This is a genomic window from Bdellovibrionales bacterium, assembly GCA_018266295.1.
Classification (GTDB): Bacteria; Bdellovibrionota; Bdellovibrionia; order Bdellovibrionales; family Bdellovibrionaceae; genus JACMRP01.
Window position 1 is genome coordinate 1 of the sequence record JAFEAQ010000016.1, and the last position, 6,699, is coordinate 6,699.

The 6,699-nt window shown below is 46.3% G+C and carries 2 protein-coding genes; both read left to right on the top strand.

Annotation, left to right across the window (positions count from 1 at the left end):
• Positions 1 to 318 precede the first annotated feature (318 nt).
• Complete coding sequence (locus JSU04_16995; protein ID MBS1972011.1) at positions 319 to 1,470, top strand: hypothetical protein; 1,152 nt, start codon at positions 319 to 321, stop codon at positions 1,468 to 1,470.
• Between the two features lie 34 nt (positions 1,471 to 1,504).
• The coding region (locus tag JSU04_17000; GenBank protein MBS1972012.1) for a hypothetical protein at positions 1,505 to 6,699 on the top strand (5,195 nt) is incomplete at its 3' end.

A 6,699-nucleotide genomic window follows, 5' to 3' on the forward strand; every position in this document is an offset into this window, starting at 1 on the left:
ATTCCTTGCAGCGTCCTCAGCACATGTGTGGCAATACCTGTGTCACCAGGTGCGATAGGTGGCGTGTAGACCATCTCCTTGAAAACCGACACGTGGGGACTCGTTCCACTTGCGACCTGGTGTCTCGTAACATTGGACAACAAAGTATCAAGGGCTCCTGCGACGGTATTGGCTGGAATCTGAGACTTCGAGGTGATTGGTGGGTTGTATGTCACGTGGTACGCCTCACTTGTATGAGGTGGGACATCTGGCGCAAGGTTAAAAGCGTTCGCCCCGGACAGAAACATCACAACAAACAACCACAGGAGCGCGTGCGACATGGACAAGACGAAGAAAAAAGTGATCACGTTGAAACCGATTCTGCGAGAGAAAACGTCTTTTCAGCCACAGGCTTTGTTTGATGAAAGCGATGAAATCGAACAGGAGATGCTCAGTTCTGCTGGTGTCAGTTCGAGCTCGTCCTCGTCGAGGTCCAGTGGTTCTGGAGATATCGAAACAGTGCAACGAGTTGAGACGAGTCCGACGAGGGCCTCCGGACCTAGTCTTGCTGAGATCAGACAACTCCTTATGAATCTCCCACGGGAAGATATGATGAAACTCCTCGCAGAGAAGAAGGACAAAGAGAATTCTAAGGCGAGAGAGGTCTCAAATGAACTGAGACAACGGGAGGCGGATATGAACAACACCGTTGGACAATTCACGAGGTCTCGGACATTCTTCGATTCATTCGCGCCGCCAAACTACTACAAAAGAAACTCGAACGTCTTCTTTGTGACGATTGTCTTCAACGACTGTCAAGTCCCACCGGAGCATAGAGATGATGTTTTCGGATGGGATACGGCAAAGCTCGTCTTCCTTGTCTTCGAGGGTCTTTTTAACATCGTTGGCAACGACGAAGGATCTTTGTCGAAACTGAAGACGATCTTCCAGCCCAGGGTTTTTACACCCATTGGCGAGAGGCCTGATCCAACAAAGAAAGGGCCTGAATGGGAGATGGCGGCATTACGGCGCATCAGATCCATCGAGCGAGAGTTCAAGTACGAATCCCAGCATACCCCTGGGCATGCCGCTCTCCACGTCCATGCGATGATCACGGTTCACTATGAAGCGTGCTTTAGGGAGTACATGCATATCAACAAGGACGGTATCGCTCACTACCTCAAGCTCAAAGGATTCAAGAATCCGCACGTCCTACCAGCTGCTCTCCCGGCTGATCACGAGACAGTGCGTGCATACATCGAGACCCCTTCATCTGTTAAGAATGAGGCAGGGGGTGCAGAGGAAAGGCGCCTGGGATTGAAATGTCCGCGCATCGGCGCGATCATGCACCAGGAAACTGCCGCGACAGATGATCGCTTCCCGGAGACGGTCGATGATGATGATACTGATCTCGAGCAGACTCCCAGTGTGGGTGTTAAAAGACACCGTCCCGTGATTGACCCCAAAGAAATCATGAGAGCCAAAAAATAAACATTGTGTGCTCATTTTTTGTTTTCTTCGAGAGATGAGTTCAGGGGGTAGCGGGAAAAAGGCCGCAGCGAAGAAAAGAACAGCAAAAGAACCGGACAAGGACAAGGGCGAGACAAGTCAAAAAGATGACACAGGCGAGCTCGAAACAGTTGGGCGAAAAAGAGCCAAAGTTTCAGAGAGTGAAAAGCCGACCGATGACACGGATATCACCATAAACCGCCCCCCTACTCCAAACCGAGTTGCCCATGACGAGACTACTAAGAGAATCAGAGCCAGTGCGTCACAAAGTCTTCCTGTAGCCCCTACTTTGGAAGAACGTCAAGAAGCAGAAACGAACAAAAGACCGTTCACGACCATTACAGAACGAGAGCAGGAAGCCTCGTCATCATCATCGGATGAAAGGTTTATTGATCCCAATGGTCTTTTTCAATACGTATTCAAACTTATGGATAAGGTTGGAACGGGCTCGGCGAGAATTCAGTCTGATCTCGGGGCGTCAACTCCACCTGTTTCATTGGATAACACGAGCCTGACAATAAGCGCGATTTGTCAGAGATTGATCAATAGAAACTTTGATCTTGGGACAAAACTTGGTTCTCTTGTTGTCCATACTTCAGAAAGAAACGCTTTCACGAACGTTGCTTACTTGAAAGCGGTGTCGAGTATTCGATTTTGCGCGATCCCGGTCTTCGATCTTGTTGCGTACAATGCTGTGTTTCTTGATCAGTGCTGTGTCTGGCTCAAAGAGTTTATTGATGTTAAAGCGAGGGGGGTTTTTTTGTACGAAGGTTTGAAGCCCCTTGAATACTTTGACCCGAGACGAAGTTGCTTGTTACACGCGTACAGAGCCGTGTACTTTAAGGCAGGGCTCTTGTTATACTCCAAATTCAACGAGATTTGTGTGAGTATGACACGGAATGGGTTTAGGCTTACGGATGATCAGAATCGCGCGACTGTGGTCGACTACCGAAACACGAAAATTACGAAAGTCGAACCTTTTACAATCATCCGGAAAGATCTTTGGAATAGATTTTTCAAAGATTTCAGCGTCGCGTTCACAGCGTTTTCGTATGTTAAACACAGATCGGATTTGAAAGTGAATGCAGGCTTCACCGCGGATAAGAAGACGTTGGATGCTTTGCAATACTCCAACGTGAATGTCAGTTACCTGATCCATCTCTCCGCGTGTTTTTCACACAATGACGATACAGTGTTTGACGATGACTCGAAGTCCATGGCTCATCACGCACACAAAATCTACACAAGGATTTTGAGATCTTTATCAATAAGAGACGATGGTCTTGATAACATCTATCCTCAAACAGCAAAGAATTCTGACGTCGATTCCATTGGCCTGTTCGCTTTGCTTTTTACCGTTGTCCCGATTGATGAATTTTTTCTCTACGTTTTTTTCGCGAGGATGTACACTGCACATTCACATAGAGAAAAGTACTCGGGGTCAATCCATATCCTCAACACATTCCTTGATGATTACAAGACATACCACCACGGATTCGTCGATAAAGGCTATTTCTATCGAGTTGTTGGATTTGTCGCGGGGATGGCGACTTGGAATATCCCAGGAATGGCACTCCCGGAATCGTCAGTCTTTCAAGATTTGATCAAGCCTCGCCTGGACGAGATGTTTGAGAAAACGAAATCGACCAACAAACCAAAGAAAACGATCGAGATCAGTGATCATAGTGATCATCCGTTCTCCACTTATATGAACGGGACAAACATTGAACTCGGATATGGAAGTTTGATTGGGCCACTCAGGGTGTTTTTGACATTCACGTTTCTGCCGTACACGAAGAACGGGACAAGGATCATGGAGGGTGCTCGAGTTGTTGATGGAGCTTCGGGTGAAAAGATTCTCAGCGGACTTCAGTTTATCGACGTGGAGAATTCTCTTCTTTTTGCGTTTTTGCCTGTGTATCTCCTGGTCATACACGATTTCACAGTCGCTGTTTTTTCGTCAATTGTACGAGGACGGGGAGAAGAGGAAGCTACTGTTGACAGTCTCTACGATTCATTATCAGCCGTGTTGGTATCGTTTTTCGCATTTGTCACGAAGGAGAAGATTCCGACAGTGAATCTTTTGCCATTCCAATCAGCTGTATCGATCCTCCAGGGAACAGCGAGTGTTACATCAATTGCTGCTTTTTGCACGTTGACGACAATGCAAGTTTACACAAACGCCAAAACTCTCTTGTCCTCTATGGGCCTTGGATCATTGACAAGAAACATCGGTGATGCGGAAAACGAACTTCTTGCATCGAGACTGCATTCACTTTCGTTATCGTTTTTTACAGAAAAGGTTGATTTCAACTTTCTCGATACTCAACAAGCCTTTGCTTCTATCATGAATCGTTTTTCCACAGTCGCGAACGCATCCGGTGACAATTCATACAACCCGAAATCGAGTTTGGACTTTTCAGCCGTTGTCGGGGATTTGACATTCGCCAGAGAACAATATGACAAAGCCGTATCAACAGCAACGAAAAGAAACAGTACGTTTGTTGAAAACCTCACGGATACCGTGTTTACGACGTTGAGACTACAAGCGTTGATTGATCCTCTCCAAGTCATCAAAGAATCGTCCGAAAACTTGAAAAGCCCTTACAAGTATTACGTCCCCCTGCTGGCTTTGTCATCAATTCGAAATTGGAAAGGGATGTTGGAATCAATGAAATCTTCCTCGTTATCAGATCAGAATGTGAGATGTCGCGAATTTATTTCTAACATCGACGTTAGAACGAGTCTTGCGACAGCTATCAATACATTTCTACAAAGAAGTTGTGGACAGGAAGGAGCTCTGAAAGTTGGTGATGTGTTGTTTGTCATGATCGCAATGGGTCTTTTTCGAAGAATCAAAATCGCTATGATGGACGAGGGGAACGAAAGATTGTCGCAGAAACGAGTCATTGAGATGATCCTGGGAGAAAGAGAATACGAGGGGGCTACACCAGAAGCACGAAAAATGCTCTCTTCAGCGTTTAAAGACGCGAAACAAGTCATCTATGGGTTTGGGGATTATCTCGAATTGGACGATGGTTATTTCGCGATGTATGATAACATTGTTGACCATGCTCGTAGATTGGTTGGAGGGCTTCAAAGTGATATTGCGTCTCCGATGGCACAGGCGTATTTCATCCCACCACAATTGTCTTCAACGTCGTCATCATCTTCATCGTCATCATCTTCATCGTCATCATCTTCGTCGTCGCCACCCTCGTCGTCCGCAAATGGGTATCCTGTGGGTAACAATCCACCCGACGGAGTTGGGCTAATCGCTCGTACCGTCACAGGGCATTTGTCAGCGGTTATCACCAACGCTGCATTATCAACAGCCGATGTAATGTCCGGGAATTCAAACGATAAAGCAGTGTCGATAAAGGCTATTCAAGTGGCCGCGTCTGAGTCGTTGGCCGCTGATCCAAATTGTACAGCACCGATCGCTGCATTGACACCGGGAGGTCCTGGTGTGATCGCGTCAGCGGTTTCTAATGTGTCCGCTGCTGTTGATGGTGTTGGATTGAATAAGTCAGCGGCGACGCTCAGTGCTGTTGCACTGGATTTGGAGAAAGGTAAGAGTGTGGACTTGGAAAAATCCGCAGAAGGGCTCGCTGAAGGTCTGAATCAAGTGGGTTCTTCTCTTCAGAGCTTAGTGGTACCAGGCCAAAAGACACTCTCTGATCTCGGTGACCGTGTTAGTCACTTGGCTGACAAAACACTGGCCTTTCAACAAGAGTCTAGCAATGTTTCTTTGTCATCTTCTCCAAGTGGAGATCCCCCGAAGGAGACAATCAGAGAAATACTCGGTGACATTGGACAGTTCGCGGCACAACAAACAGCGGCTGGTGTTATCGGACAGTCATTCGTGGATCAAATTGATCAAACTTCAAAAGAGATTGGCAACATTGTTCTTTTCCTCCCGACGACAAACGAAGCGCTCGATATCCAGTTTGATCCAAGCGGCTCACGCGACCAACTATTAGCGACAATCAAGAAGATCCATGATCTTATGACACACGAGCAACTTGTTTTGTTTGGAGACTTCGGGTTGTCTGCTTCAGAGTTTTTTGACAATTCGTCTTTAACCGACAACTTTCACGCTGTTTCGGTGTTGTCAAGATCACTATACGCTACATGTCTTTCTCTATTGACGATATCGACCAATGAATCCGAGCAGATTGATCGCGACGAACTTGAGAGAATGGTTATCCCTGCTTTTATCGACAAACTCCAGGAGAAAATCCAGGAAATCTCCATTTATTTGGACAAGTTGACAGAGCGTGATGAGGAAAACAGGGGGAAGATGATGATAATGGAAGATACGATTTCCGAACTCACCGGGGAACTCACTGGAAGAAACAGTCGCGACAATCCTGAATTCGAGAATCTGAGAACTGAACATCACAAGGTGTTGGCAGAGTTCAAAGTGTCACGAGATTGTTTGTCACAAACTATCACGGCTATCGATCAATTGAGGACCAGGTTTAGTGGTGGGTTGTCGTTCTCACATGGGGAAATCAAAAACACACGCGATATTGTCGCATTTGTGGAAAACACCATCAAAGAGAACGAGCGTCTCCAAACTGCTCGTAAGGCGCATGAGATTTTCTACAATAACAGCTTCGATAGAATCGTGGCTATTGTTGGAGGGTTGAACAAAGTTAGACAAAGCCTTGGTCTATCCCAGATGATGCACTCTTCTTCTTACAAAGACAGTAGTGTCTTTTCGATGCACATCTCGAATATCGAAAACCAGATCAGTGGTTTGAGTACCGCCATGGATAAACTGATCGAGTACAAAAGATCTATGGTGGAACTCGCGACTCGTATACAAACTGAAATCCCGGTACTGAAAAAGAAAATCGATGAATCTACCGGGTTTAAGTTTGCAACGTCACCGCTCCCTACATTTGTCAGAGACGACGATCTGGACCGTTTGAGAATGATCATCACAAACATTATCACGGACTTTGTTGCTTTCGCGAACTTTGCTGTTGACAAAATCACGGAAAGGGTTGAAAACGAGAGTTTTAGTACTAGCAGTATTCTACGAAATCAAACTTCGATGTTTGATGATGGCCAGGGCGAAGGACATCGTCGAGGAGGGGCTCCAGATCTTTCTGGTCTTTCTTTCACGGGTACAGCAAACACCTTTTTCGACGAGTTGATCAAGGGGGTTAGAAACGCATCGAGTGTTTTTGACAGCCAGGC

Bases quoted from the DNA above. Each gene is read 5' to 3' on its own strand.
- JSU04_16995 (MBS1972011.1), top strand. From the start codon at position 319: ATGGACAAGACGAAGAAAAAAGTGATCACGTTGAAACCGATTCTGCGA.